This is a genomic window from Erwinia sp. ErVv1, from assembly GCF_900068895.1.
Lineage (GTDB): Bacteria > Pseudomonadota > Gammaproteobacteria > Enterobacterales > Enterobacteriaceae > Erwinia.
Genome location: NZ_CDPK01000025.1, coordinates 26,599 through 27,100, shown reverse-complemented (window position 1 = coordinate 27,100; position 502 = coordinate 26,599).

Below are 502 nucleotides of genomic sequence, written 5' to 3'. Positions count from 1 at the left end.
TCCCTGGGGGCTTCACTGCCGCATCCCTGCGGCAGAGACCCGGCTTATCTGCTCCGCAACACCGCCTTTTGCCTGCGGCGTGGGCTGCTGGTTCTCTGGCAGTGGCTAAGGTCAAAAACCCGCACGGTGACACGGTTATGTTGTTAGCAGGAAGGTCAAAACCGGTTCCGATGACACGGCTATGTTGCGGGTCAGAACGCCGGGGCGCCGTAAACCCATCCCTGGGGGCTTCACTGCCGCATCCCTGCGGCGGAGACCAGGCTTATCTGCTCCGCAACACTGCCTTCTGACTGCGGCGTGGTCTGCTGGTTTTCTGGCAGTGGCTAAAGTCAAAACCTGCTCCGATTACGACAGCCTTGCCTGTCGAAAATTTTGCAGGCCGGGGCCGGACAACATGAAGAGGTTTTTAACAGCGACTACGTAGCCCGAGGCCAGGCGGGGACCGTTGGCTTAGCGGACCGTCGAGCGCAGGGATGCGCGAGCCGAGCCCACACGGACGTGC